Origin of the sequence: Bradyrhizobium sp. B097 (assembly GCF_038957035.1) — a bacterium.
In the GTDB taxonomy this organism is placed as follows: domain Bacteria; phylum Pseudomonadota; class Alphaproteobacteria; order Rhizobiales; family Xanthobacteraceae; genus Bradyrhizobium.
Genome location: NZ_CP152412.1, coordinates 4,263,196 through 4,289,260, shown reverse-complemented (window position 1 = coordinate 4,289,260; position 26,065 = coordinate 4,263,196). Strand labels below are relative to the sequence as shown.

Annotated in this window: 23 protein-coding genes; 15 read left to right on the top strand and 8 right to left on the bottom strand. The window is 65.8% G+C overall.

Annotated elements, in window-relative coordinates:
* Nucleotides 1-26: 26 nt before the first annotated feature.
* From nadA to nadC, 3 genes are read left to right on the top strand one after another with little or no spacing between them, the layout of a single operon-like run.
* A complete protein-coding gene (gene nadA, locus AAFG07_RS20160) occupies nt 27-1,013 on the top strand; it encodes a quinolinate synthase NadA (RefSeq protein ID WP_342728762.1) in 987 nt (328 codons plus the stop codon).
* Nucleotides 1,010-2,560, top strand: a complete 1,551-nt coding sequence (locus AAFG07_RS20155) for an L-aspartate oxidase (protein WP_342728761.1) — start codon at nt 1,010-1,012, stop codon at nt 2,558-2,560. Before nadA ends, AAFG07_RS20155 begins: the two co-directional genes overlap by 4 nt.
* On the top strand, nt 2,557-3,408 hold the full coding sequence (nadC, locus tag AAFG07_RS20150) for a carboxylating nicotinate-nucleotide diphosphorylase (protein ID WP_342728760.1): 852 nt from the start codon (nt 2,557-2,559) through the stop codon (nt 3,406-3,408). The genes AAFG07_RS20155 and nadC overlap by 4 nt, the downstream gene beginning before the upstream one ends.
* Before the next feature lie 4 nt (nt 3,409-3,412).
* On the opposite strand, the gene AAFG07_RS20145 is transcribed toward nadC, so the two are convergent.
* Complete coding sequence (locus AAFG07_RS20145; protein WP_342728759.1) at nt 3,413-4,498, bottom strand: COX15/CtaA family protein; 1,086 nt, start codon at nt 4,496-4,498, stop codon at nt 3,413-3,415.
* Nucleotides 4,499-4,591: 93 nt separating this feature from the next.
* On the opposite strand from AAFG07_RS20145, the gene AAFG07_RS20140 reads away from it, so the two are divergent.
* Complete coding sequence (locus AAFG07_RS20140) at nt 4,592-4,801, top strand: DUF2842 domain-containing protein (protein ID WP_050400909.1); 210 nt, start codon at nt 4,592-4,594, stop codon at nt 4,799-4,801.
* Here AAFG07_RS20140 and AAFG07_RS20135 read toward each other — a convergent pair.
* The gene (locus tag AAFG07_RS20135) at nt 4,798-5,862 is read right to left on the bottom strand and encodes a polysaccharide deacetylase (RefSeq protein WP_342728758.1); all 1,065 of its coding nucleotides are present in this window, start codon (nt 5,860-5,862) and stop codon (nt 4,798-4,800) included. The genes AAFG07_RS20140 and AAFG07_RS20135 overlap by 4 nt on opposite strands.
* A 132-nt stretch (nt 5,863-5,994) precedes the next feature.
* Between AAFG07_RS20135 and AAFG07_RS20130 the strand changes: the two genes are divergently transcribed.
* On the top strand, nt 5,995-7,188 hold the full coding sequence (locus AAFG07_RS20130; RefSeq protein WP_342728757.1) for a GNAT family N-acetyltransferase: 1,194 nt from the start codon (nt 5,995-5,997) through the stop codon (nt 7,186-7,188).
* A 3-nt stretch (nt 7,189-7,191) separates the two neighbouring features.
* Here AAFG07_RS20130 and AAFG07_RS20125 read toward each other — a convergent pair whose 3' ends face one another.
* A complete protein-coding gene (locus AAFG07_RS20125) occupies nt 7,192-8,130 on the bottom strand; it encodes a LysR family transcriptional regulator (RefSeq protein ID WP_342728756.1) in 939 nt (312 codons plus the stop codon).
* A gap of 333 nt (nt 8,131-8,463) precedes the next feature.
* Here AAFG07_RS20125 and AAFG07_RS20120 point away from each other — a divergent pair, with 333 nt between their 5' ends.
* A complete protein-coding gene (locus AAFG07_RS20120) occupies nt 8,464-9,792 on the top strand; it encodes an MFS transporter (RefSeq protein WP_342728754.1) in 1,329 nt (442 codons plus the stop codon).
* A gap of 87 nt (nt 9,793-9,879) precedes the next feature.
* Here AAFG07_RS20120 and AAFG07_RS20115 read toward each other — a convergent pair whose 3' ends face one another.
* Nucleotides 9,880-12,216 (bottom strand): exopolysaccharide transport family protein, encoded by a 2,337-nt coding sequence (locus AAFG07_RS20115; protein WP_342728753.1) that lies wholly within the window; start codon nt 12,214-12,216, stop codon nt 9,880-9,882.
* A 176-nt stretch (nt 12,217-12,392) separates the two neighbouring features.
* Here AAFG07_RS20115 and AAFG07_RS20110 point away from each other — a divergent pair, with 176 nt between their 5' ends.
* The 4 genes from AAFG07_RS20110 to AAFG07_RS20095 all read left to right on the top strand — a co-directional run bounded on the left by AAFG07_RS20110 (nt 12,393) and on the right by AAFG07_RS20095 (nt 17,275).
* Nucleotides 12,393-13,031, top strand: a complete 639-nt coding sequence (locus AAFG07_RS20110) for a polysaccharide biosynthesis/export family protein (protein ID WP_342728752.1) — start codon at nt 12,393-12,395, stop codon at nt 13,029-13,031.
* A 3-nt stretch (nt 13,032-13,034) separates the two neighbouring features.
* Nucleotides 13,035-14,174, top strand: coding sequence for a glycosyltransferase family 4 protein (locus tag AAFG07_RS20105; protein WP_342728751.1), 1,140 nt, complete (start codon nt 13,035-13,037; stop codon nt 14,172-14,174).
* 115 nt (nt 14,175-14,289) lie between these two features.
* On the top strand, nt 14,290-15,831 hold the full coding sequence (locus tag AAFG07_RS20100; protein WP_342728750.1) for an undecaprenyl-phosphate glucose phosphotransferase: 1,542 nt from the start codon (nt 14,290-14,292) through the stop codon (nt 15,829-15,831).
* 175 nt (nt 15,832-16,006) lie between these two features.
* Nucleotides 16,007-17,275 carry an O-antigen ligase family protein gene (locus AAFG07_RS20095; protein ID WP_342728749.1) on the top strand — a complete coding sequence of 423 codons (1,269 nt, stop codon included), beginning with the start codon at nt 16,007-16,009 and terminating at the stop codon, nt 17,273-17,275.
* Here AAFG07_RS20095 and AAFG07_RS20090 read toward each other — a convergent pair.
* Nucleotides 17,247-17,741 carry a MarR family transcriptional regulator gene (locus AAFG07_RS20090; RefSeq protein ID WP_342729196.1) on the bottom strand — a complete coding sequence of 165 codons (495 nt, stop codon included), beginning with the start codon at nt 17,739-17,741 and terminating at the stop codon, nt 17,247-17,249. The two genes, AAFG07_RS20095 and AAFG07_RS20090, sit on opposite strands and share 29 nt — an antisense overlap.
* Nucleotides 17,742-17,864: 123 nt before the next feature.
* Here AAFG07_RS20090 and AAFG07_RS20085 point away from each other — a divergent pair, with 123 nt between their 5' ends.
* Nucleotides 17,865-19,064 carry an FAD-dependent monooxygenase gene (locus tag AAFG07_RS20085; protein WP_342728748.1) on the top strand — a complete coding sequence of 400 codons (1,200 nt, stop codon included), beginning with the start codon at nt 17,865-17,867 and terminating at the stop codon, nt 19,062-19,064.
* A gap of 136 nt (nt 19,065-19,200) precedes the next feature.
* Here the strand turns inward: AAFG07_RS20085 and AAFG07_RS20080 are convergent, their stop codons facing one another.
* The 3 genes from AAFG07_RS20080 to AAFG07_RS20070 all read right to left on the bottom strand — a co-directional run bounded on the left by AAFG07_RS20080 (nt 19,201) and on the right by AAFG07_RS20070 (nt 22,142).
* Nucleotides 19,201-20,376 (bottom strand): saccharopine dehydrogenase NADP-binding domain-containing protein, encoded by a 1,176-nt coding sequence (locus AAFG07_RS20080; RefSeq protein WP_342728747.1) that lies wholly within the window; start codon nt 20,374-20,376, stop codon nt 19,201-19,203.
* A gap of 93 nt (nt 20,377-20,469) precedes the next feature.
* Nucleotides 20,470-21,255, bottom strand: a complete 786-nt coding sequence (locus tag AAFG07_RS20075; RefSeq protein WP_342728746.1) for a DUF169 domain-containing protein — start codon at nt 21,253-21,255, stop codon at nt 20,470-20,472.
* A 92-nt stretch (nt 21,256-21,347) separates the two neighbouring features.
* On the bottom strand, nt 21,348-22,142 hold the full coding sequence (locus AAFG07_RS20070; protein WP_342728745.1) for a YdcF family protein: 795 nt from the start codon (nt 22,140-22,142) through the stop codon (nt 21,348-21,350).
* 66 nt (nt 22,143-22,208) lie between these two features.
* Between AAFG07_RS20070 and AAFG07_RS20065 the strand changes: the two genes are divergently transcribed.
* From AAFG07_RS20065 to AAFG07_RS20050, 4 genes are all read left to right on the top strand, one after another.
* Nucleotides 22,209-23,150, top strand: a complete 942-nt coding sequence (locus tag AAFG07_RS20065; protein WP_342728744.1) for an acetamidase/formamidase family protein — start codon at nt 22,209-22,211, stop codon at nt 23,148-23,150.
* An 87-nt stretch (nt 23,151-23,237) separates the two neighbouring features.
* Complete coding sequence (locus AAFG07_RS20060) at nt 23,238-25,064, top strand: AMP-binding protein (RefSeq protein ID WP_342728743.1); 1,827 nt, start codon at nt 23,238-23,240, stop codon at nt 25,062-25,064.
* 172 nt (nt 25,065-25,236) lie between these two features.
* On the top strand, nt 25,237-25,437 hold the full coding sequence (locus tag AAFG07_RS20055) for a hypothetical protein (protein ID WP_016844973.1): 201 nt from the start codon (nt 25,237-25,239) through the stop codon (nt 25,435-25,437).
* A 48-nt stretch (nt 25,438-25,485) separates the two neighbouring features.
* A complete protein-coding gene (locus tag AAFG07_RS20050; RefSeq protein ID WP_342729195.1) occupies nt 25,486-25,953 on the top strand; it encodes a GcrA family cell cycle regulator in 468 nt (155 codons plus the stop codon).
* Nucleotides 25,954-26,065: the final 112 nt, after the last annotated feature.

Genomic DNA, 26,065 nt, shown 5'->3' with positions numbered 1-26,065 from the left:
CCATCTTATGCTCAAGGAGAGTATAAATGGTTGCACTCGATACCGATCTGCTCACCCGCACCGCGCCGCTCTATGAGCGCGTCAAGCGCGTCATCCCACCGTTCGAATGGGCCACCTTCGCCGAGGATGTCGATGCGATCCTCGAACTGAAACGCCGCCGCAACGCGGTGGTGCTGGCGCACAACTACCAGACACCGGAAATCTTCCACGGCGTCGCCGATATCGTCGGCGACAGCCTCCTGCTCGCGCGTGAAGCGACCAAGGTCGATGCCGATGTCATCGTGCTCGCGGGCGTGCACTTCATGGCCGAGACGGCGAAGCTGTTGAACCCGGCGAAGACCGTGCTGATCCCCGACCTCAAGGCCGGCTGCTCGCTGGCGGATTCCATCACGGCAGCTGACGTGCGGCTGATGCGCGCGCGCTACCCGGACGCGCCTGTTATCGCCTATGTCAACACCTCGACCGCGGTGAAGGCGGAGTCCGATATCTGCTGCACGTCAGGCAATGCGCTGAAAGTGGTGGAATCGCTCGGCACCGAGCGCGTCATCATGCTGCCGGATGAATATCTGGCGCAGAACATCGCCAAGCAGACCAGCAAGAAGATCATCGCCTGGAAGGGCCATTGCGAGGTGCACGAGCTGTTCACCGCCGATGACGTGCGTCAGCTGCGTGAAAATTATCCCGACGTCACCATCCTGGCGCATCCGGAATGCCCGCCCGAGGTCGTCGCCGAAGCGGACTTTTCGGGGTCGACGGCAGCGATGCAGTCGTTCGTCGAGACCAAACGGCCGCCGCGGGTCGTGCTGCTGACGGAATGTTCGATGAGCGACAACATCGCGGCCCGCAATCCCGATGTCGACTTCGTCCGGCCCTGCAATCTCTGCCCTCACATGAAGCGGATCACGCTGAAGAACATCCGCCACGCGCTGGAGACCAATCAGCACGAGGTCACGATCGATCCCGCGATCGCCGATCGTGCACGCAGGAGCGTCGAAAGGATGCTGGCGATATGAGTACCGATATTTCCGATCTCAACGGCCGCCCGGTGATCATCGGCGGCGGCGCCGCGGGACTGATGACGGCGCTGCAGCTCGCGCCCGAGCCGGTCGTGCTGCTGTCGAAATCGCCGCTCGGCGCGGAAGCATCCAGCATGTGGGCGCAGGGTGGCCTCGCCGCACCGGTCGGCGCGGATGATACCCCTGCCCTGCATCTCGCCGACACGCTTGCGGCCGGCGCCGGCCTGTGTGATGCAGCCGCGGCATCCCGGATCGTCCATGCCGCGCCGGCCGCCGTGGAGCATCTGGCCGAACTCGGCGTCGCCTTCGACCGGCGTGCCGACGGCAGCTGGCGTCTCGGGCTCGAGGCCGCGCATGGCCGCAACCGCATCGTGCACGCCACCGGCGACGGCACCGGCCGCGAGATCATGCGCGCGCTGATTGCCGCGGTCCGCAAGACACCGTCGATCACCTTGCTGGAGGGCGTCGAGGCGCGGCGATTGCTCGTCGAAGACGATGCAGTCAAGGGCGTGCTCGCAGCCAGCGACCGCGGCGCGTTGACGATCGCGACCAACCGCGTCGTGATCGCGACCGGCGGCATCGGCGGGCTGTTTTCAGACAGCACCAATCCGGGCGGATGTTTCGGCCAAGGGCTCGCGCTCGCGGCCCATGCCGGCGCAAAACTGTCGGACCTCGAATTCGTCCAGTTTCATCCGACCGCCTTCGATGGGCCGTCACGGCCGATGCCGCTGCTGACCGAGGCGATCCGCGGCGACGGCGCGATCCTGATCGACGAGACCGGCCAGCGCTTCATGGCCGATCAGCCCGGCGCCGAGCTGGCGCCGCGCGACATCGTCGCGCGCGCGGTCTGGCGCCATCGCGCCGCGGGACATCGCACCTTCCTCGATGCGCGCAAGCATCCGGGCGCGGATTTCGCGCAGCGCTATCCCGTCATCAGCGCGTTCTGCAAGATGGCGGGCATCGATCCCGCCAGCGATCCGATCCCGATCCGGCCGGCGGTGCACTACCACATGGGCGGCATCGCGGTTGACGGCTATGGCCGCAGCACGGTGCAAGGCCTGTGGGCCTGCGGCGAGGCCGCGCGCACCGGGCTGCACGGCGCCAACCGGCTCGCCAGCAACTCGCTGATGGAAGCGATCGTCTGCGCGCGTTGGGTCGCCGAGAGCATCGAAGGCGTCAGCGCAGGTCCACGCGCGATGTTGAGCGAACACACGATGCCGCCCGCCTCCGATCCTTCCGCCGTACGTCCGATCCTCACCCAGGGGCTCGGCGTGCTGCGCGATCACGACGGTATCGCACGCACGATCCGGAGCCTCTATCCGCTCGCACGCAGTCCCAGTGCGGCATCCGACGCCGCTTTGGTCGGATTGATGATCGCGATTGCCGCCATCGGGCGTGAGGAAAGCCGCGGCGGCCATTTCCGCACCGATTTCCCGCACACCGCTTTGTCGGCGGCGCCGTCTTCCCTGACCCGTGCCGAGGCGCTCGCCGCCGCGCACGACATCGTTGAATCCAAGCTACCAGCCAGGAGTGCCCACTCATGACCCTCAATCCCCTGTTGCCGCTGCTGTATGAGCCGATCGTGCAAACCGCCTTGCGCGAGGATCTCGGCCGCGCCGGCGATATCACGGCGGACGCCATCGTGCCGGCCAGCCAGCAGGCCCGGCTGGTGATGCGGGCGCGGCAGCCCGGCGTGATCGCCGGGCTCGACATCGCACGGTCAGCCTTCCAGACGGTATCGCCGGCGATCGAGCTGCGCGCCGAGCGGCCCGACGGCAGCGCGGTCGAACCCGACCAGGTCATCGCGATCATCGACGGCCCCGCCCGCAGCCTGCTCACCGCGGAGCGCACCGCGCTCAACTTCCTCTGCCATCTGAGCGGCGTCGCGACCGCAACCGCCACACTCGTCAAGGCCGTCGCAGGCACCCGCGCGCAGATCGTCTGTACCCGCAAGACCACACCCGGACTGCGCGCGCTGGAGAAGTACGCGGTCCGCGCCGGCGGAGGTGGCAATCACCGCTTCGGTCTCGACGACGCCGTGCTGATCAAGGACAACCACATCGCGCTCGCCGGCGGCATCCGCACCGCGGTCGAGCGCGCCAAGGCCAATACCGGCCATCTCGTGAAGATCGAGGTCGAGGTCGACACGCTGGCGCAGCTTGAAGAGGCGCTGGCACTCGGCGTCGACGCGGTCCTGCTCGACAACATGACGACCGAGCAGCTCAGTCAGGCGGCGGCGATGGCGTGCGGCAAGGCGCTCACCGAAGCCTCCGGCCGCATCACGGCTGCGACCGCCGCGGCGATCGCCGCCACCGGCGTTGATTTGATCTCGGTCGGCTGGGTGACCCACAGCTCAGCCGCGCTCGATATCGGGCTCGACTATCTGACCTGATGGATCAAAGCGACTGGCCGACCGGAACGAGGGTCGGCTGGTCCCGTTCGGTCCGCCGCGCAGCGAAGCGCTCGGCCTGCAGCACCGCGAGCGTCAGCACAACGATGGCGACCGCCTGGTGGGTCAGCGCCAGATCGATCGGCACCTGATGCAGCAGCGTCAGGATGCCGAGCGTCGCCTGCAGCGTGATCGCCGCAACCAGCCACCATGCGCCGGCGATCGCAGCGCCGCCGGCGCGCGCGCGCACGGCATCGATCGCATGCGCGATCGCCAGCGCGAACAGCAGGTAAGCGGTCATGCGATGCTCGAACTGAACCGTGAGCGTGTTGTCGAACAGATTGCGCCACCACGGCGTCTCGAACCACAGCCGGTCCGCCGACGGAATCAAGCCACCGTCGATCTCAGGCCAGGTGTTGTAGACCCGGCCCGCGCGCAGCCCCGCGACCAGCGCGCCGAAATAGAGCTGAATGAAGGTCAGGACGAGCAGCACGGCGCTCGTGATTTTCAGCCTGAGCGGCGCAATCACGGATGGACGGTCCGTCAAGCGCCGCAGCGTCCAGACGATCGCCGCGAAGATCAGGAGCGCCAGCACCAGATGCGTCGCCAGCCGATATTGCGACACCTCGACGCGCTCCGAGAGGCCGGACGCCACCATCCACCAGCCGACGCCGCCCTGCAACGCGCCGAGGCCGAAGATCACCCACAGCCGCCGGCCGAGCTCGCCGCTCACCGCGCCGCGCCACAGGAAATACAGGAACGGCAGCAGATAGGCGGCGCCGATCACCCGGCCGAGCAGCCGGTGGCTCCACTCCCACCAGAAGATCGTCTTGAATTGCGCGAGCGTCATCCCGGCGTTGAGCTCGCGATATTGCGGGATGGTCTTGTAGCCCTCGAAGGCCTTCGTCCATTGCGCCTCGGTCAGGGGCGGCAGCGCGCCGGTCACCGGCTTCCATTCGACGATCGACAGGCCGGACTCGGTGAGCCGCGTGGCGCCGCCGACGAGCACCATCAGCGCGATCAGGGCGGCGACCGCGATCAGCCAGACCCTGACGGCGCGGAGCTGCGATGGTTGTGCGGAAATACCGGCCATTTCGCCCTGACTTGATTGGATTTTCGGGCCCCTTATAGTCCGGCCCGCAAGCGGCGCAAGCACCGCCGAGATCACGAGTTACACATATCCGCCATGGCCATACGCACCCGCAAATTGCTCGGAACCATCGCCCTACTGATCCTGGTCGTGGTGTGGTCGCTGCTCGGCATGACGGTCGCCCAAACCCCGTGGCTCGCCAATTCGGGGCTGCTGCAGGCGATCTTCTACGTCGTTGCGGGGCTCGGCTGGGTGCTGCCGGCGATGCCGATCGTCTCCTGGATGTCGCGGCCCGACCGCGCCTAGATCGCGCCCTCGTCGCGCGCGTGCCGCGTTGGCCGAACCGGTGCGAACATCACGCCCGAGAGCAGCACGCGCATCATCCGCAACGACCGCACGCGGCCGTCCCACGCGATGCGCGGCAGTGCGTGGAGATTGGTGCGCCCCTGCGCCTCGACCACGCCTGATATGGTCGACACTGCGCTGGCGAAGCCGGCCTCCTCGGCCATCACGACATGCGGACGGCGGAACGCGTCGCGGTCCCCGAAGGGGAATGCGAAATGCTTGATCGGCCGCCGCAGCGCGCTCTCGGCGACCGCCTTTCCCATCGCCATCTCGCGCTGCGCGTCGGCGTCCCTGAGGCTCGACAGGACGGAATAGTTCACCGTCGCGCTGCCGAAGGTCACGTTCGGATCAGCCGCCAGCTTCGCCAGATCCTGCCAGTCGAGCGACGCGCCGCGTGACAATTGTGCCGCATCGGCCGAATAGCGCCGGCCGAGATCGTTCACCGCATAGGACAGATCGGACGGCGACAGCTTGCGCAGCCAGCCGGACAGGAAATCGAACAGCTCGTATTTGTCCGACAGGCTCGAGACCACGAAGTGCCGTTCCCTGCCGTCGATCATCAGGCTGATGCGGTTCTCGCGCGCGATGATGTCCTCGAGCACGAGCCACCACGCCGTGCCCACGCCATCCGGGAAGGCTGTCGGCAGATAGAGGGTAAAGGGGACGCGGTGCATGGCGAGCACGGGATAGCCGTGCGTGACGATGTCCTTGGCAGCGCCGTCGAAGCTCAGGCAGGCAAAGCGGCGGCGCTCCGGCAGGGTCACCGCGCGCCGGCAGGCCTCGTCGATCCCGACGATGTCGTACTTCCAGCGCTTCAGCGCGCGAACGGTGCGATCGAGGAAGGCAGGCGTGATCTCCTGGGATTTCAGCGGCTGAAACCGGCCCCGGCGCGCAGGACGGACGCGCGCGAAGCGCAGGATCACCCCGGCGCCCCCGGCCTCGTGTTCCCGCAGCCTGAAGGCGCCGCTGAAATAGGCGAGCTCCATCCGGGCCCGCCGCAAAATCCCGTTGTCCGGCGTCAAGATCCCCGCCTCTGCCCGGCGGTTCCCACACCCCGCCGCGGCATTGTCATTACTCTTTGTTGACATTTCCCTGCGAAGGTCGGCCGCAGCCGAGACCTGTAAATTAATACCTTAAAAAATTTGGGCTCCGAGATGATCATGGCGGCGGCAGTTGAAGGCCAGACGGCGGGGACGCGACCATGGCCGAACGCAATCCGCGTTGCCGGCGTCGACATCTTTCATGACCTCACCGCGGCCGAGGCGACCTGGCGTAGTCTCGAGACCCCGCAACACAGCTACACGCCCTATCAGCGCTTCGATTTTCTCGCCAACTGGCAGCGTCAGGTCGGCGAGCGCGAGGGCTTACGGCCCTTCATCGTCGTGGCCCATGACAGCGAACGCCGTCCGCTGCTGCTGTTGCCGCTCGCCGTCGAGCAGCGCCTGGGCGCGAGCTGCGCGGGCTTCATGGGCGGCAAGCATGCGACCTTCAACATGGCGCTGTACGACAAGGACTTCGCCGCCAACGCAACCGAGGCCGACATCACGGCGCTGACCGGATCGATCGCCGAGCGGTCTCGCGTCGACACGCTTGTGCTGTGTCAGCAGCCGCTGCGCTGGCAGGACCAGCCCAATCCGCTGGCGTTGCTGCCGCACCAGGCTGCGGTGAACGACTGCCCGCTGCTAATCATCGAGCCCGGCGCGGCACCCGCCGTACTGATCAGCAACTCGTTCCGCCGCCGCCTCAAGGGCAAGGAGCGCAAGCTGCAGGCGCTGCCCGGCTACCGCTATCACGTCGCGGCCGACAGCGCCGACGTCTGCCGCCTGCTCGACTGGTTCTTCCGCGTCAAGCCGCAGCGCATGGCCGAGCAGAAGCTGCCCGACGTGTTCGCCGAGCCCGGCGTCGAGCAGTTCATCCGCAGCGCCTGCCTCGCGCCGCGCGCCGACGGCAAGGGCTATGCGATCGACATCCACGCGCTGGAGTGCGACGAGGAAGTGATCGCGATCTTCGCCGGCGTCTCCGACGGTCATCGGTTCTCGATGATGTTCAACACCTACACGATGTCGGCGAATTCCAAGTTCAGCCCCGGCCTGATCCTGATGCGCGACATCATCGATCGCCATGCCGGCCTGAACTACCGCGCCTTCGACCTCGGCATCGGCTCGGACGAGTACAAGCGGCTGTTCTGCAAGGACGACGAAGCGATCGTCGACAGCTTCATTCCGCTCAGCCTGCGCGGCAAGCCGGCGGCGAGCGCGCTGTCGGCCATCAGCCGCGCCAAGCGCGCCGTGAAGCAAAATCCGGCGCTGTTCGGAATCGCGCAGAACCTGCGCAGCATGTTCCGCTGAGCCTCAGCTCGTCGCTTCACCCTGCTCTGCGCCGCCACTCGGTACGCCGAGCCGCCTCATCGCATCGAATAGCAGCGCCGCGGCAGGTGACAGCGCACGCTTGCGCAGCTTGATCAGGCCATAATTCTCCAACAGGAGCCGGTCGCGAAGACGCAGCATCCTGAACCGCTGCGGATCGACCAGATCGAACACCAGCATGGGAACCGGCACGATCGCGTCGATGCCGGCGGCGATTCCAACCGAGGCAAAGAACGACTCGGTGTTGATGACCCGGCGCGGCGGCGTCACGCCGCGGCTCATGAACAGCCTCTCCAGCGCCTGGCGCATGAAGGATTCCCGCGGCTGGCAAATCCACTGCTGGTCGGCCATGTCCTCCAGCTCGACGGCCTCGCGGCCGGCCAATGGATGCTCAGCACGAACCAGCAGCACCGCCTCTTCTGCGCCGATCTCATAATAGTCGAATTGCCGGGGGTCGATGCCGGCCGGAATCCTGGCGACGACGAAGTCGAACTCGAGCGCGAGCAGACGTGTGATCAATGGCGGGCTGGTGCTGACATCGAGCGAGATGTTCACCCGGTTCAGCTTCTCACCGAGATACTGGATCACGTCGACGACCAGGTCGATGCTGGGCTTGGCGACTGTTCCGACGGAGACGGTGCCGAGCTCGCCGGACTTGTAGCCCGCGAACTCGTCGGTGACCTGGTCAAGATCGGCCAGCACGCTCTTGCCGCCGCGAATCAGGATCGAGCCATAGGCGGTGGGCTCGACGCCGCGCGCCGTCCGCTCAAACAGGGGAACCCGCGCCAGCGCCTCGATTTCGGCGAGCATCTTCGATGCCGCAGACTGGGTGATGTTCAACCGCTCGGCCGCCAGTTGCAGCTTGCGCTCATTGTCGAGAGCGACCAGCAGGCGCAGCTGGCGCAATTTCAGGTTACTGATCACGGCCTGCTACCATCCTGCCCGGCAAGGGCCTCTTCGTTCCGATTAGATCGGAACCGGGCTCCAGATTCTGTCCTGACGCGTCTTCCCTACGCGAACCGGTGTCCACTTCGCTGGAAAACGCTCTGGGGTTCCCGCGCTTATACCGCGGTGCATCATGACAGTTTCGCCGTGGCTCCATTCCCAAATGCCATTAGTCACGCGCCTGTCGATTACACAACAATGAATGCAATACTTGCAAGGGCAAGGCGACGGACCGCTGCGGCCGCACGAAGGTGCCGCCCAGGCAGCGCGACTACCGTGCGCCGAATCGAAAAACCGGAAGGGATGGGAACGATGAGCGACGATGTCGAGAAGCGCGCAATCGGAAAGATGATGCGGCGGCTGATTCCGTTCCTCATCCTGTGCTACTTCGTGGCCTATCTCGATCGCGTCAATGTCGGCTTCGCCAAGCTGCACATGAATACGGCGCTCGGCCTCAGCGAAGCCGCCTACGGGCTCGGCGCCGGCCTGTTCTTCGTCGGCTACTTCTTCTTCGAAGTGCCCTCCAACATCCTTCTGGAACGGTTTGGCGCGCGGCGCTGGATCGCCCGCATCATGATCAGCTGGGGCATCGTCTCGGCGGCATTCGCGTTCATCCCGCAGATGTCCGCGGCGAGCGGCCTCTCGAGCGAATGGATCTTCTACTTCCTTCGCCTGCTGCTCGGCGCCTGCGAGGCCGGCTTCTTCCCCGGCATCATCTTCTATCTGACGCTCTGGTTCCCGACGATCTATCGGGCCCGCGTCATCAGCCTGTTCATGCTCGCGATCCCGATCTCGAGCATCATCGGGGCGCCGATCTCGGGCCTGTTGCTCAACCTGTCCGGAGGCGGTCTGACCGGGTGGCAGTGGCTGTTCATCTGCGAAGCGCTGCCGTCGGTCCTGGTCGGCTTCGCCGTGCTCGCCCTCCTGCCCGACTTCCCGCGTCAGGCGAGCTGGCTGCAGCCCGACGAGATCAAATGGGTCCAGACCACCCTTGAGATGGAGCGGCAGAAGAAGGAAGCGGTGGAGCACATCTCGGTGCTGCAATCGCTCACCGATTCGCGCGTGCTCGCCTGCGCCTTCGTCTACTTCTGCCTCAATGCAGCGAGCTACGGCGTCGCGTTCTTCCTGCCCACCATCATCAAGGCGTTTGGCGTCACCGACACCCAGACCGGCCTGATCGCAGCCTTGCCCTTCGTATTCGGCGCGGTCGGCATGGTGCTGCTCGGCCGCCATTCCGACAAGACCGGTGAGCGGCGCTACCATGTCGCCGGCGCGCTGGTGCTGGCAGCTGTCGGCATTGGCCTCGCCGGACTGGTCTCAAGCCCGGTGCTGATCATCGGCCTGCTCTGCCTCGCGCAGATCGGCGTTTCGGCGGTGCCGCCGATGTTCTGGCCGATGCCGGCCAGCATTCTGAACGGCGCCTCGGCCGCGGCCGGCATTGCCGCGATCAACTCGCTCGGCAATCTGTCGGGCTTCGCGGGCCCGTTCGCGATGGGCTATCTGAAGGACCTGACCGGTGGATTCACGGCGGGCCTTCTGCTGCTCGCGGTCGTCGGATTGATCGGCGCGCTGGTCACGATCAGGCTGCGGATCGATCCGGTGCTTGAGCGATCGATGCGCGAGCCGATGATGGCGCACTGAGGCGCCATCAGGAAGCATGTGAAGCGGCCTTCCAAAGCGAAGCGCGATGACGTCTCAATCTGAGCTCATCGCGCTCTGGAGGTCCGGTCAGGCCGCCACCACGCGCGGACCCGCCACGACCGTTTCCGACGGCGCGCAGGGCTTGCTCAGCATCGTCACTTCGGAGAAGCCGACGGCCCTGAGCTGATCGACCATCGAGCGGCGGGCATCCTGCGCCATGCCGGCGTCGGGCACGACGACAGCTTGCGCCTTCGCGGTCAGCAGCTCGGCCGGCAGGTCGACGGCCGTGCCCGCGTCGAGCAGCACGTGGTCGTAGACCCGGAGCAGCGCGTCGATCGCAAGCGCCAGCCGCGGCGATTGCAGATGCGAGCGATCGAAGCCCGGACGCCCGGCGCTGACGATCTGAACCCGCGACTGCCGATCCTTGGTGATGATCTGTGCGAACGTCGCCTCACCCTGCATCAGTTCGGCAAGGCCGGGCGCGCCGGGATCGACCGTGGCCGCCGTCAGCGCCGGCGAGGACGCGACGAGATCGACCACCACGACCTTGGCCTGACGCGCCATCAAACGGGCCAGCGTCAGCGCCGTCAGCGTGACGCTCTCGGCGGCGGCCGGGCCGAGCACCGTGACCTTGTGGGCGGCGGGACCGGCCGCGACCAGACGCCCGGCCAGCTCATCGATCTCGTTGGCCGTCCGGGCGAGCGCAGGCTGCGGCTCGCTGACGACCGGCTCATATGCAACTGCGGGGTCGGGCCTCAGATCAGGCTCAGGCGACAAGCTGGGCGCGAGCGGCGACGCGAGCTCAGGTTCAGGCGGCAGCGTCAGTGCCGGCTCGTCGACGGTTGCGGTCTCCATGACCGGCTCGCGGCGCCGGATCACTGCGGCGGCCGGCGCGAAGGCACGGCCGACCGCGCCGGGCGCGGAGATGCGCAGCAGCTCGCCGGTGATGATGATGCCGGCCGACAGCAACAGCGTCGCCAGTGTCGCGATCAGCACGATCGGCAGCTTCTTCGGATAGGCCGGCGTGTTCGAGACCGTGGCGCGCGAGATGATGCGGCCGTCGGTCGGCGCGGCCTCGATGTTCTCGCGTGCGGTCGCCTCGCGGTATTTCGCGAGATAGGCTTCCAGCAAATCGCGCTGCGCCTTGGCTTCACGCTCCAGCCCACGCAGCTGCACGTCCTGGCTGTTGCTCGACGACGCCTGCTTCTTCGACTGGTCCAAGCCCGCCTGCTGCGCCTGGACGCGGGCATCGGCGACGCGGGCATCGTTGTCCAGCGAGCGCGAAATCTTGCCGGCCTCTTCGCGCAATTGGCGGTCGAGGTCGGCGATCTGCGCCTTCAGTTCCTTGATGCGCGGATGGTTGTCGAGCAGCGTCGACGACTGCTCGGCGAGCTGCGCACGCAGCGTACCGCGCTGCTCGGCGAGCCGGCGGATCAGCTCGGAATTGAGCACTTCGGAGGCCTCGATCGGCTTGCCGCCCTGAAGCATCTCGCGGATCAGGCGCGCCTTGGTCTCGGCATCCGCTTTCAGCGCGCGGGCATTGTTGAGCTGCGTGTTCAGCTCGCCCATCTGCTGGTTCGAGAGCGGGATGTTGTTGGTGCCGACGAACAGGCTCGACTTGGAGCGGAATTCCTCGACCCGCGAATCCGCTTCCGCGACCTTGCTGCGCAGCTTGTCGATCTCGCCCAGCAGCCAGGTGCTGGCGGACTTGGCCTGGTCCTGCCGCGCCGCCTGCTGCAACACGAGATAACCGTCGGCAATCGAGTTGGCGACGCGCGCCGCGAGCTCTGGATCCTCCGACTGGAACTCGATCACCATGACGCGCGACTTGTCGACCGCATAGGCCTGGAAGCGCTCGTAAAAGGAATCGAGCACCCGCTCTTCCGGCGTCAGGCTGAACGGGTCACGGCCGATGCCGAACAGCGCCAGCAGCGACTTTAGCGGGGAAAAGCCCCGCAGCACCGGATCGAACTCGGGGCGCTCGGCGAGCTTGTTCTTCTTGATGATGTCGCGGGCGAGATCGCGCGACAGCAGCAGTTGCACCTGGCTGGTCACGGCCTCGGCGTCGAGCGAGGTGCGCTCGAGGTCGCGCTCGCCGTTCGGGCGCAGGAAAGCATTTTCGCGATTGTCGATCAGGATTCGCGCTTCCGACTTGTAGCGCGGCGTCACGACGTTGACGGCGGCAAGCGACACCGCAAACACGAGCACGGTCGGCACGATGATCCAGCTTCGCTTGCGCGCCAGCGCGCGCCCGAGCACATGCACATCGAGATCTGTCGCCTCCGCTGGACGCGCCGGCTTGTCAGGAGCTGATATCGGCGAAGCCGGCCTCGCAACGGCTTCGGCGGCAACGGGCGCAGACTTCGGCAACGCCCGTTGCACCGCGGCCTTTTCCTTGCCTCTACGCCAGAATGCAAAACGCATAACCAACTCCCGCGGACGCCGCGATTCCATCTCAATGGCGGCGATTACAGTCCATTAAGGTTGCTGCTGGGTTAATCGGCGCGGTTGACGGATGCGGCGGCCACCACCACACCGTCATCGTTTGTTAACCATGAGTGCCGTTAATCGACGCCGATATTGTCCGTGGGATTCCTCACATGCGCGATCTGCGCGCTCCCCTCGTTTGTCTGATTGCTGCGCTCGCGCTGTCGGGCTGCTTGGGCCGGACGTCACCGGTTGCCGGTGACCCGGTCCTCGATTCGATGGCGTATGGGCAGCCAGCCTTTGCTGCGCCCGCGCCGATGGCCGTGGCCTATGCCGACCCTGCGCCGACGCGCGAGGCCTATAATCTTGGCCCCGGCGACAAGCTTCGCGTCGTGGTCTATGGCCAGGAAGGCTTGACCAATTCCTACGCGATCGATGCGGCCGGCGCGATCACCATGCCGCTGATCGGCTCGGTGCCCGCACGCGGCCGGACGCCTGCCGGGCTTGCCGCCGAGATCACCGCGCGGCTGCGCAACGGCTTCATCCGCGAGCCATCGGTGGCGGTCGAGATCGAATCCTACCGGCCGTTCTTCATCCTCGGCGAAGTCCAAGCCCCCGGCCAATATCCCTACGTGCCCAACATGACGGTCGAGAGCGCGGTGGCGATCGCCGGCGGCTTCTCGCCGCGCGCCCGGCGCGACGAGGTCACCCTCACCCATACCGATGCATCGGGCGCCGGCCGCTTTGTCGTTCCCTTGGGCACGCCGATCGGGCCCGGCGAGACCGTCTTCGTCGGCGAACGCTGGTTCTGATCGATGGCACAGGATCAAAATCAGGAACGGCCGCTCCGCATCCTGCATGTCGTCCGCGCCCCGGTTGGCGGCATCATCCGTCACATCCTCGATGTCGCCAACGGCCAGATCGAACGCGGTCACCATGTCGGCATCGTCGCCGACAGCCTGACCGGCGGCACGCGGGCTGACGCCGTCCTCGCCGAGATCGAGCCGCGCCTCAAGCTCGGGGTCCACCGGGTGGCGATACGCCGCGAGCCGCGCTTCGCCGACTTCATGGTCTGGGCGCATATCGCCGGCCTGATCCGCAAGCTGAAACCCGATGTCGTGCACGGCCACGGCGCCAAGGCCGGCGCCTATGTCCGGCTGCGGCGGCGGTCGAACAAGGTGATCCGGGTCTACACGCCGCACGGCGGCTCGCTGCACTATCCGCTCGACACCTGGAAGGGCCGCTTCTACAGCCAGCTCGAGCGTACGCTGATGAACAGCACCGACCTGTTCCTGTTCGAGAGCGCGTTTGCCCGCGACACCTATCAGCGCACCGTGGGCAAGCCCTCAGGCCTCGTCCGCTGCGTCTTCAACGGCGTGACGTCGGAAGAATTCGAACCGGTCGCCAAGGCCGATGACGCCTCCGACGTGGCCTATGTCGGCGAATTCCGGCGCATCAAGGGCGCCGATCTCCTGATCGACGCGGTCGCCAAGCTGCGCGCCGACGGCAAGCCGGTGACGCTGACGCTCGGCGGCGACGGCGAGGAGTTCGAACGGCTCAAGGAGCAGGTGAAGCGGCTGTCGCTCGGCGATGCCGTTCGCTTCATCGGCCACGTCAAGGCGCGCTACGGCTTCTCGAAGGGCAGCGTTCTCGTGGTTCCCTCACGGGGCGATTCGATGCCTTATGTGGTGATCGAGGCCGGCGCGGCGGGAATTCCGATGATCGCCGCCAATGTCGGCGGGATCCCCGAGATCTTCGACACCCACACCGACGCGCTGTTCGCGCCCAGCAACGCCGGCGCGATGGCCGACGCCATCAAGGCCGCACTCGACAATCCCGCCGCGACCGCGGCGCGCGCCGAGCAACTGCGCGAACGGATTTCCGAACATTTCTCGCAGGGTGCGATGGTCGAGGGCGTGCTGGCCGGCTATCGCGACGCATTTGCTAAACATTAACCATTCCTTGCACACGTAACCGTTTCTTCCGATTTGTCCCCTTAAGTCACGTCCGGGGGAATTTCGCTGTTGCGCGCGGATGCCCATCTGCTCGCGCGGGAATGGACGTGGACTCGTGGAACCGTTTAACGCACGCTCGATGCTGGATGCCGCTGCGTCTGCGACGGCCGCTCGGCCGCAGGTCGAACGCCGCCGCCGCCTGTCGCCGGCCGCGCTCGCCGTGACCAATCAGAAAGTTCGCAGCGCCTACTCACCGGTCGTAATCGCCGGCGTGGTTCGCCTCGCCGATTTCGTGCTGCTGAGCCTGGTCGGTGTCGGGCTCTATCTCGCCTATGTCAGGCCGCTCGCCGGCGGCATCCACTGGGGATACATCGGTTCGATCCTCGGCATGTCGGCTGCGGCGGTGGTCTGCTTCCAGGCCGCCGACATCTACCAGGTGCAGATCTTCCGCGGCCAGCTCCGCCAGATGACGCGGATGATCTCGTCATGGGCCGTCGTGTTCCTGCTGTTCATCGGCGTCTCCTTCCTGGCCAAGCTCGGCGGCGAGGTGTCGCGGGTCTGGTTGTCGTCGTTCTTCTGTGCCGGCCTTGCGGTGCTGATCGCCGAACGGCTGGCGCTGCGCTCGATGGTGCGCGCCTGGGCGCATGACGGCCGGCTCGACCGCCGCACCATCATCGTCGGCGCCGACCAGAACGGCGAGAAGCTGATCGAGGCGCTGAACGCCGACGACGACACGGATATCCACGTGCTCGGCGTGTTCGACGACCGCAATGACGCCCGCGCGATGGACACCTGTGCCGGCTCACCGAAGCTCGGCAAGGTCGACGACATTGTCGAGTTCGCGCGCCGCACCCGCGTCGACCTTGTGCTGTTCGCGCTGCCGATCTCGGCGGAGACCCGCATCCTGGAGATGCTGAAGAAGCTCTGGGTGCTGCCGGTCGACATCCGCCTGTCGGCCCATACCAACAAGCTGCGCTTCCGCCCCCGCTCCTATTCATATGTCGGCAAGGTGCCGACGCTCGACGTGTTCGAGGCGCCGATCACCGACTGGGATCTGGTGCTGAAATGGCTGTTCGACCGCGTGGTCGGCGGCCTGGCCCTGCTTGCGGCGCTGCCGGTGCTGGGACTGGTGGCGCTTGCGGTGAAGCTCGACAGCCCCGGCCCGGTGCTGTTCCGCCAGAAGCGCTTCGGCTTCAACAATGAGCGGATCGACGTCTACAAGTTCCGCTCGCTCTACCATCACCAGGCCGATCCGACCGCCTCCAAGGTGGTGACCAAGAACGATCCGCGCGTCACCCGCGTCGGCCGCTTCATCCGCAAGTCCTCGCTCGACGAATTGCCGCAGCTGTTCAATGTGGTGCTGAAGGGCAATCTCTCGCTGGTCGGCCCGCGTCCGCACGCCGTGCAGAGCAAGCTGGAAAACCGCCTGTTCGACGAGGCCGTCGACGGCTACTTCGCCCGCCACCGCGTCAAGCCCGGCATCACCGGCTGGGCGCAGATCAACGGCTGGCGCGGCGAAGTCGACACCGACGAGAAGATCCAGAAGCGCGTCGAATACGACCTCTACTACATCGAGAACTGGTCGGTGCTGTTCGACCTCTACATCCTGCTCAAGACCCCGTTCTCGCTGCTGACCAAGAGCGAGAACGCGTACTGAGAATTGAACTAGCCACTGTCATTGCGAGCGAAGCGAAGCAATCCATATCGCAGCTCGGAGATAGGTGGATTGCTTCCGCCTTCGCCAAGGCTTCGGCGGACAAGTCGTCGCTTTGGATCGTGTGATGTCGAAGTAGCGTACTGAATGTTGTTGTATCGAGTTGCGTGAGTATCCGATGGCCTATGCGGCGACAGCCGGGACGTCCCATTCGCCGGCAGCAGCACCGCCAGGCGTGCTGGCGCTGCAGCGGGCGCTGGTGTGGCTCGCCGGGGCCTCGATCGCCATCGTGTTCATCGAGCCGAGCCCGTATGAACTCGTCACGCTGACCGCCTGCGTGCTGTTCTTTGGCACGGGCCTGCGCATGCAGCTTGTGTTCATGCCGCTGTTGTTCGCGCTGATCGTGCTCAATGTCGGCTACAGCATCGGCGCGGTGCCGTTCCTCGACAAGCCGGAGGTGGTGAATTGGGTCCTCACCTCCTGGTACATGGCCGTCACGGTCATCTTCTTCGCGATGGTGATGTCGGAGGATACCGAAGCGCGGCTCGACATGCTGCGCCGCGGCCTGATCGTCGGCGCGATGATCGCCTCGCTTGCGGGCATCGCCGGCTACTTCCATCTGGTGCCCGGCGGCTACGATCTGCTGACGCTGTATGACCGCGCCCGCGGCACCTTCAAGGATCCGAACGTGCTCGGCGCGTTCCTGATCCTGCCGGCGCTGTTCACGTTGCAAAGCGTGGTCACCGACCGCTTCGGCAAGGCGTTCCGCAACGCCATCGCCTTCGGCATCATCTCGCTTGCGATCCTGCTGTCGTTCTCCCGCGCCGCCTGGGGCGGCCTGATCGTCACCGCGGCCTTCATGCTGGCGCTGATGGTGTTCACCAGCCGTTCGCAGGCGCAGCGTTCGCGCATCATCGTGATGACCCTGATCGCCGCGATCCTCGCCGTTGCGCTGATCGCGGTGCTGCTGTCGATCGGCTCGGTCGCCGACATGTTCAAGCAGCGCGCGAGCTTCGACCAAAGCTATGACGAAGGCCGCTTCGGCCGGTTCGGCCGCCACATCCTCGGCGCCCAGATGGCACTCGAATTGCCGTTCGGCATCGGGCCGCTGCAATTCCACACCTACTTCCCCGAGGACACCCACAACTCGTTCCTCAACGCCTTCATGTCGGGCGGCTGGATCTCGGGCATCTGTTATCCGGCGCTGGTGTTCGTCAGCGCGATCGTCGGCTTCCGCTACGTCTACAAGCGGGTGCCGTGGCAACGCGACTATCTGGCGATCTTCTCGGCATTCCTCGGCATCGCCGGCGAGAGCTTCATCATCGACACCGACCATTGGCGGCACTTCTGGCTGATGCTCGGCACGATGTGGGGCATGTACGCGGCGACCGAGCGCACCCGCGCGACACCGGCCGAGGTCAGCGACGAGATTTCGGCGGCAGCTTGAGCTCGGCGCGCTGCTCCGGCGGCATGTCGATCACCGCCTTCAATGCGCCGGTCGCTTCCAGCACGCCCTTGTAGCCGTCATTGGCGAAGCGCAGCAGCAGGCGCAGTTCGTCGTCGGTGTAGCGGCTCCAGAGCTTGAGCATCGCCTCCTGCATCGGCACGTAGAACTTGCCGATCTCCGCCGCCTTCTCCTCAACGACCGAGATGAAGACCTTGCGGCGGTCGCTCTCGTCCCGCTCGCGGCGCACGTAACCCGCCTTCTCCAGCCGATCGACCACGCCCGTGATCGCGCCGGTGGTCAACCCGGTGACTTCCGCGAGACGACCCGCGGTCACGCGCCCTTCAAGGTGGAGGATGTCCATGCATTCCATGTCGGAATTGGAAATTCCGGCTATGTTTGCAACGGCTTGCCCGTACATCACGCCCTGCGCGGATGACCGGCGCATCGCCTCCTCGAGTTCCTGCATCAGCGCTGCGCGCGACTTCGCACTTGACAAAGCTGCTCCCATATCTTACTCGCCAAATATCTTACCTTCTAAGATAATTAGCAACTGACCTTTCGTACCCCACACGGATGCATGGAGCAAGGCATGACCTCACGTCCCCGTAAAGCTCTGATCATCGGCGCCGGCATCGCAGGTCCGGTGACCGCGATGTTCCTGACCCGCGCCGGCATCGAGGCCGAACTCTATGAAGCATGGCCCTACTCCACCGGGATCGGCGGGGGCTTGCAGATCGCACCGAACGGCATGCATGTGCTGGCGGAGCTCGGCCTCGCCGACGAGCTGATCCGCAGCGGCTCGGTCGCGGAGTCCTTCGATTTCTATTCGCAGGCCGGCAAGAAGCTCGGCTCGCTCAACCAGAACATGCAGCAGCGTTTCGGCCAGCCCGCGGTCAACATGTGCCGTGCGACCCTGAACGAGACGCTGATCGACAAGGCCTGGGCCTCCAACGTCTCGGTGTTCTTCGAGAAGAAGCTGGTGAAGATCGAGGATCGCGGCGACCAGCCGGTCATCGCCTATTTCAACGACGGCACCACCGCCGAGGGCGATTTCGTGATCGGCGCCGACGGCGTGCATTCGGCAGTGCGGCGGCACGTGATCCCGGATGGCCCGACGCCGTTCGACACCGGGCTGATCGGTTTCGGCGGCTTCGTGCCGCGGGCCATGTTCGAGCGCCTGTCGATCGGTCAGAAGGTTGAGACGACGTTCGGGCAAAGCGGCTTCTTCGGCTACGGCCTGTGCAGCCCCGATCCGGACACGGGTGGGATGTGGTGGAGCACGCAGCCGTCGCACGGCATGACCGCGGCGGCCTACCGGCTGCAGAGCCAGGACGCGATCAGGCAGCATCTGCGCGACTTCCACGCTGGCTGGCATGCGCCGATCCCCGAGATCATCGAGGCCGCCGAGAATATCGTGGTGACCGACACGCTCGACGTCGCGACGCTGCCGACCTGGTCGCGCAAGCGCACGCTCCTGATCGGCGACGCCGCGCACGCCACCAGCCCGCATGCCGGCCAGGGCGCATCGCTCGCGCTGGAGGATGCGCTGCGGCTCGGCATCCTGATGCGCGAGGGCCAAGAGCTCGGCATGACGTTCCAGGCGTTCGAGCACGAGCGGCGGCCGCGCGCCGAGAAGATCGTGGCGATCGCCCGGCGCAACGGCAACAGCAAGCGCGAGTTCGGCCCGACCGGCGCCTGGCTGCGCGATCACCTGCTGAAGCTGCTGCTGCCGGTATCGTCCAAGGGTATGGACTTCATGTACGCCTACAATCCGCGCGCGGCAGCGTAGCCCCGGCTGTCATCACCCGCGCATGCGCATGCGGGTGATCCAGTATTCCAGAGACCGCAGTGCTTGAGCCGAGAGGCCGCGGCGTACTGGATCGCCCGGTCGAGCCGGGCGGTGACACCGTTGGAAGTTGAGCGGCCTACTTCTCGACCTCAAACGTCAGCCCGGCGTGATCGACCAGGCGCTTGATGAGCTTGTGCTGCATCGCCGCTCCCGGCGTCCAGAAGCCGGCAGCGACGTCGGGCGTGTCGCGCAACAGGCAGATCGCGCATTCCGAGATCATCTTCGAGGTCGAGCCGTAGCCGGGGTCGCGATCGCCCTTGATGCCGGCGCGGACCATGCGGCCGTCGGGCGCGACCGCGAGGTAGAGCAGATCGTAGCGGCCGTTCTCGCGCTCTTCCTTCGACGGTCCCTCGCCCGGCTTCGGCGCGCTGGGCCCGGTCTTCTCCGAATTCAGCGCCATCACGCGCTTGGCGTTGGCTTCGCCCTTCTCGCCGGGACCGGTCAGAACCATCTCGTCGTAGACGAACTCCTTGCCGTAGGGAAAGCCCATCAGCATGTTGGAGCGATGGACGTTGCGCGTGTTGATCAGCGCCATCATGAACGGCGCGGTCCATGAGTGGAGATCGTCCTCGTAGGCGGGCTTGCTGCCGCGCGGCTGCTTGGGGCCCTCGAATCCCGGCGTCAATGCAAACGGGTTGTTGAGGATCGCGACCAGGCCCAGATCCTTGGCGACCGCATCGAAGGTGGCCTTGGCGCTCGCGGCCGTGCCGCCGGACAGCGTGCCGCGCATGTCGCGCACGCGGCCCTTGACGCGCTGCGCCGGCGCACCGAACACCCGCTTGGCTTCCTCCTGGACGAAGAAGGCACCGAGTTCGAACGGCACCGAATCGAAGCCGCAGGAGAACACGATCCGCGCACCGCTGGCCTTTGCGGCGGCCTCGTGCTTGTCGATCATCTGCCGCATCCACACCGGCTCGCCGCATAGATCGAAATAGTCGGTGCCGCTGTCCACGCAGGCCGCGATCAGCTCATTGCCATAGAGCTGATACGGACCGACCGTCGAGATCACAGACTTGGTCTGCGCCAGCATCGCCTTCAGCGATGCGGTGTCGCCGGCATCGGCGACGATCAGCGGCGTGTCGGCGGGCGCGCCGATCGCATCACGAACCGAGGCGAGCTTGTCCTTGCTGCGCCCGGCCATTGCCCATTTCAGGCTGCCGTCGCGATAATGCGCCGCGAGATATTCGGCGACGAGCTGGCCGGTGAAGCCGGTTGCGCCATAGACGACGATGTCGAGTTTCGACGAGGACATGGATCGGGCTCCCTGCGCAGCAAAACGGGCGCCCCTTTTGTCATCGCGGGCGCGGCGACGCAATCAGCTATTTCTTGCCGCTATTTCTTGCAGCTACTTCTTGGCATAGGACACACCCATGCCGGCGCGGACGTCGGCCTGGATGCCATAAGGTGCGATCGGGTAGCGCAGGCCGTTCTTGGCGAGCTGCTTCATCCCCGCGATCGCCTTCACCAGATAGGCCGGCGGCAGCGCCATCAGCATCTCCTCGTCGGGGACGCCGCCGTAGCGGCGCTCGGCGAAGCACGGCAGCGACAGGCTCGGCTCGCCGGTCTTCAGCGCCCGGCCCCACGAGTCCGCGCACGCGGTTTCGCCGACCACGCCCCACTCGAACTTCTTGTAGCCGGTGTATTGCAGCCCGTTGATCAGGATGATCATCTGTCCCGGCGTCGCATAGACGAGGCAGATGTCGGGCGGATTGAGACGTCCGCTGGTCAGCGGGCTCACCGCCATCGCCTGGTACTGACCGTAAGGCACCACGTCGAGCGCCTCCTGGCGCTTGCGCGCGTCTTCCGCCGTGCCGTGCCAGACGCCGACATAATTCTCGCCGGCCAGCCACTTCTCGTCCTGCGGCGCGAGCCCGATCACCGCGCGGCACTGCGCGCCGACCAGATCGTCGCCGGTGATGCCGACGGTCCAGCCGAGCCGCGAGGCCATGCTGACGATCTGGTCCGTGGTGTGGACCGCCGATGGCCGGCGGATCTTCGGGATCGCCTCCATCTCCTCGACGCGCGCGAACATCTTGATGCCGATGACCGTGGTCTTCAGCCGCAACAGGTTGTTCAGGTCGGCCACGATTGCGGAGAGGTCGAACTGTTCCGGCGGTGTCTGCTGTTGCATGGCGAAAACTCCCGTGATCGGCGGCTTGGCGCCGCCTGTTGATTTGATGTTAGCCGGATTGGCCGGAGGAAGCGACAAGCTCGTGGTACGGCTCAACGTGCGGCCGGTCCCGGCAGCAAATCGTCGGTCTTGCCCGCCAGATGATAGGCGACCAGCCCGATCCACTCCCGTGTGCCGAGATCGGTGCGCGACAGACCCTCGATTGCAAGCGTCGCGAAACTCATGACATTGCCGACGCGCCAGTCGACCGGATAGGCCTCGACATTGAATCCCGCCTTGCGGAACAGGCCGACCGACCGCGGCATGTGATAGGCCGACGTCACGAGCAGCCAGCGCTCGCCCGGCTTGGGATCGACCAGCGCCTTGGAGAACTCGGCATTCTCCACCGTGTTGCGCGAGCGGCGCTCGATGGTCAATCGCGATTTGGCGATGCCGAGACTCTCGAACATCTCGGCGGCGTAGTCGGCTTCGCGCGCGTCGTTCGAGATCAGGTTCGCGCTGCCGCCGGTGAACACGAGGCGCGCGTTCGGATATCTGCGCGCGAGCGCCGCCGCCGCGATGACGCGATCCGCCGCAGTGCGCACCACCGGCGTGCCATGCGCAACCGACAGATCGGCATCGATCGAGCCGCCGAGCACGATGATGCCGTCGGGCGCGCCGCGCGAAGCGTCCCATGGCGGGAAGCGCTGCTCCAGCGTGGAGATCAGGACGTTGCCGAGCGGCGAGAAGCCGCAGATCGCGAGCAGCAGCAGCGAGCCAACCATCAACCTGCGGCCGAGCCGCGCAAACCGCGTCAGCAGCAGGACGGCGCCGATCACGCCGATACCGATCAGGAAATTGATCGGCAGCAGCATGATGCCGAGCGTCTTGGAGAGTACAAAAAACAAGGGAAGCCTCTGCGAAGTTCTGCTACAGCGTCATACGCTGCCGGGAATGCAATAAAAAGAAGTCACATGACCCATCATCATCTGAAATCCAGTCCCGAAACCTGCCATTGGGGCTTCTTCGAAGCAAAGCTGAAACCGGTCCTGACCATCGCGAGCGGCGACGAGGTCACGATCGAGACCGTCAGCGGCGGCCCCGACGTGGTGCCGGACCGCGACAAGTTCTATGTGCCGCCAGAGCTCGACGACATTCATGCGAAGAGCGAGCGGATGGTGCCTGGGCACATCCTGACCGGCCCGATCGCGGTCACCGGTGCCGAGCCCGGCGACGTGCTCGAGGTCGATATTCTCGACGTCCAGCTCCGGCAGGACTGGGGCTACAATCTGATCAAGCCGCTGTCCGGCACCCTACCCGACGATTTCCACGAAACCCGCATCCTCAACATCCCGCTCGATCGCGCACACATGGTCGGCCGCATGCCGTGGGGGCTCGACCTGCCGCTGAAGCCGTTCTTCGGCGTGATGGGCGTCTCGCCGCCGCCGGCTTGGGGCCGCATCTCCTCGCTGATCCCGCGCGCGATGGGCGGTAATCTCGACAACAAGGAACTCGGGGCCGGAGCCAAGCTGTATCTGCCGGTGTTCGTGCCGGGCGCGCTGTTCTCCTGCGGCGACGGCCATGGCGTGCAGGGCGACGGCGAGGTCTGCGTCACCGCGATCGAGACCGCGCTCACCGGCCGCTTCCGCCTGACCTTGCGCAAGGACCTCAAGCTCGCCTATCCGCGCGCCGAGACCGCCGACCATTACATGACCATGGCGATGGATCCCAATCTCGACCAGTGCGTGGTGCGGGCGCTGCGCGACATGATCGTGCTGCTCGGCGAGAAGCGCAATCTGTCGCGCGAGGATGCCTATACGCTGTGCAGCCTGGCCGCCGACCTGCGCGTCACGCAGACGGTCAACGGCTCCAAGGGCATTCACTGCATGATCGCCAAATCGGTCGTTCACGGCTGACGTCCGGTCGATAGGCCGCACTTGTGTTCCGCAAGCACGGCTCGATACAATCCCCGTCCCAACGAACAAAAATGGACGGGGACGGATATGCTCAAGGACAGGCTTTCGCCGGCCGACGAGGCTGCGCGCGACAAGGAGATGCAGGAGACGCTCGCCGCCTGCCCGCGCATCCTCGATCTCATTGCCCGTGGTCCGCAGGGCGCGCCTGAGGCGGATGCCGCGATCTATCTGCGTTCGCCGCTCGATGCCAACCCAGTCGTGATCTCGAACGATCACCTGATGGGCTGCATCAAGGCGGCCGAAAACTATTTCCGTAAGCGCGGCATCGGCAAGGACGACGCGGTCGCCGTCCTGGTCCCGGCCTGCCCCGCGACCGTGGTCGCGATCTTCGGCGCAGCCGCCTGCGGTGTCGCCGAGCCGCTCAATTTGCTGTTCACACGCGAGGCGATTGTCGCGCAGCTCAACGCCATCAAGGCAAAGCTGTTGCTGGCGCCGCCGCCGGGCATGCCGGGCGGGCTCTATGAAAGAGTCGAAGGCTTGCAGCGCGAGGTGCCGTCGCTGCAGCACATCGTGATCGTGCCGCTCGACGGCAGCATCGCGTTCGACGGCGAGGTGCTGCGGCCCGATCCTGCGTGGCGCGACGACTACGGCAAGTCCAAGGACATGAGCGAGGCCGATCGTGTCGCGGTGATGCTGCCGACCGGCGGCACGACAGGTCATCCCAAGGTGGCGCGGCTGACCAACCGCGCGATGGTCGCCTCCACCGTGTCCTCACGCATGGCACTCGACTTTCATCGCGGCGAGCGCGCAATGATCACGATGCCGCTATTCCATGTCGGTGGCCTGTTCTGCACGACGGCCAATTGCCTTTCCGCCGGCACGACGATTTTCATCCCCGGCCCGGCCGGCGCCCGCGATCCGTCGCTGATCACGCATTTCTGGAAGATCGTCGAGAAATACCGCGTCAACATCTCCGGCAACGTGCCGACCACGCTTGGGGCGCTGGCCGACATTCCGGTCGCGGACAGCGACATCTCGACCCTGCGCGTCACCGCCACCGGCGCCTCGATCTGCCCGCCGGAAATCGAACGGCGTTATCTTGCGACCTGGGGCGGTGCCTGCATCCAGCAGCTCTACGGCATGACCGAGCTCGCCGGCGCCATCACGCACGACGTGCACGGCGTAAAGCCGCGCGCCGAGAGCGTCGGCACCCGCAATCCGCTGGTCGAGCTCGCGATCCTCGACGGCGGCAAGCTGCACACCGGGCCGTGGCCCTCGCCGGTCGGCGAGCTCCTGACCAGGGGCCCGCAGGTGTTCGCCGGTTACGTCGACAAGAAGCAGACCGAAGAGGCGTTCCGCGACGGCTGGCTGCGCACCGGTGACATCTGCCGGATCGACGCCGACGGCTTCGTCTACATCCTGGGCCGCGCCAAGGACGTCATTATCCGCGGCGGCCACAACATCGATCCGCGTGCGATCGAGGATGCCGCGCTGGCCTTTCCGGGCGTGGCGCTGGCCGCGGCCGTCGGGCGTCCCGACACCTATGCCGGCGAAGTGCCGATGCTGTTCGTCTCGGCGCAGCCCGGCGCCCATATCGATCCGAACGCGCTCGCCGCCTTCGTGCAGGACAACATCCTGGAGCCGCCGGCGCGTCCGCGCGTGGTGTCGGTGATCCCGGAGATGCCGGTCACGCCGGTCGGCAAGATCTTCAAGCCGAAGCTGCGCGAGATCGCCGCCGGCGAGGCCGCGCGCGAGTTGTTGGCTCGAGAAGGATTGTCCGGCGAGGTCAGTGTCGAGGCCATCACCGACCCGTCCCGTGGGCTGTACCTGAGCGTGAGCGCGCCTGCGGACAAGGCCGAAACGGCTGAGCGGCTTCTCAAGAAGTTCCCAGTCAAGGTCGAGTTGCGATCCTAACACATTCATTTGTCTAGCAGATTTTACACGACGGCGCGCCGGAACCAGCTTCCGGCGCGCGCGAGCGTGCGCGTCCAATTTCACAGCTCATGGCTTGACGGACCGCCATATTCCTAAATAGACTCTAAATAGATACTTTTCAGTACCTGCGTTCAAGGCTAAGCGTTTTCTCATGGCTACAGAAAAGGCCGAAACCGACCGCGTCCCGGTCACGCTGGCGCTCTCGACCATAGGTTACCTCGAGAAGCTGGTGAGACAGGGCACCCACGGCACGAGCGTCCCGGGCGTCGCACGGACATTGATCGAGGAAGGCATTCGGCTCGCCATTAAGGACGGGTTGCTTGCAATCCGCGACAACGGCCGCACGCCTTGACGGCGTGTGCGTCGGCGCGGCGGTTCAACAGAACGTGGAACCGTCAAAATGATTACCATCGAGCCGACCTGGACGCCGGAGCGCGTCGACCAACTCAAAATCTACTTTGAAGCCGGCCTTTCCTGCCGCGACATCGCCGTCAATATCGGCGTCAGCCGCAATGCGGTGATCGGCAAGCTATCCCGGCTGAACCTCACGCGCACGACGCCGGACGAACGCCGGGCCCGGCGGAAGAAATCCACCGCCCACGCCGCGCAACGGGCGACCGCAAAGCAGCAGTTCCGGTTGCTGCAGGCGGTCTACGAACAAGAGCCCGACGATGCACCGATCGTCAGCGCCAACAACTGCTCGCTGTTCGAGCTGAGCGAGCAACGTTGCCGCTGGCCGATCAGCACGCCGGGCGCCGATGATTTCTGCTTTTGCGGCAACACGCCGCTCGGCGGCATGCCCTATTGCTCGGGGCATTACCGCCTTGCCTATCAGGCGGGGTCACGCCAGCGCGCGCTGCGCGGGTAGTCTGATCGCATCACAAAAGCATCTAACCCCGTCATCCCCGCGCAAAGGCTTCGCCTTTGTCGCTGGAGGAGCCGCGAAGCGGCGTCTCGAAGGATGCACGGCCAGCAGCCGG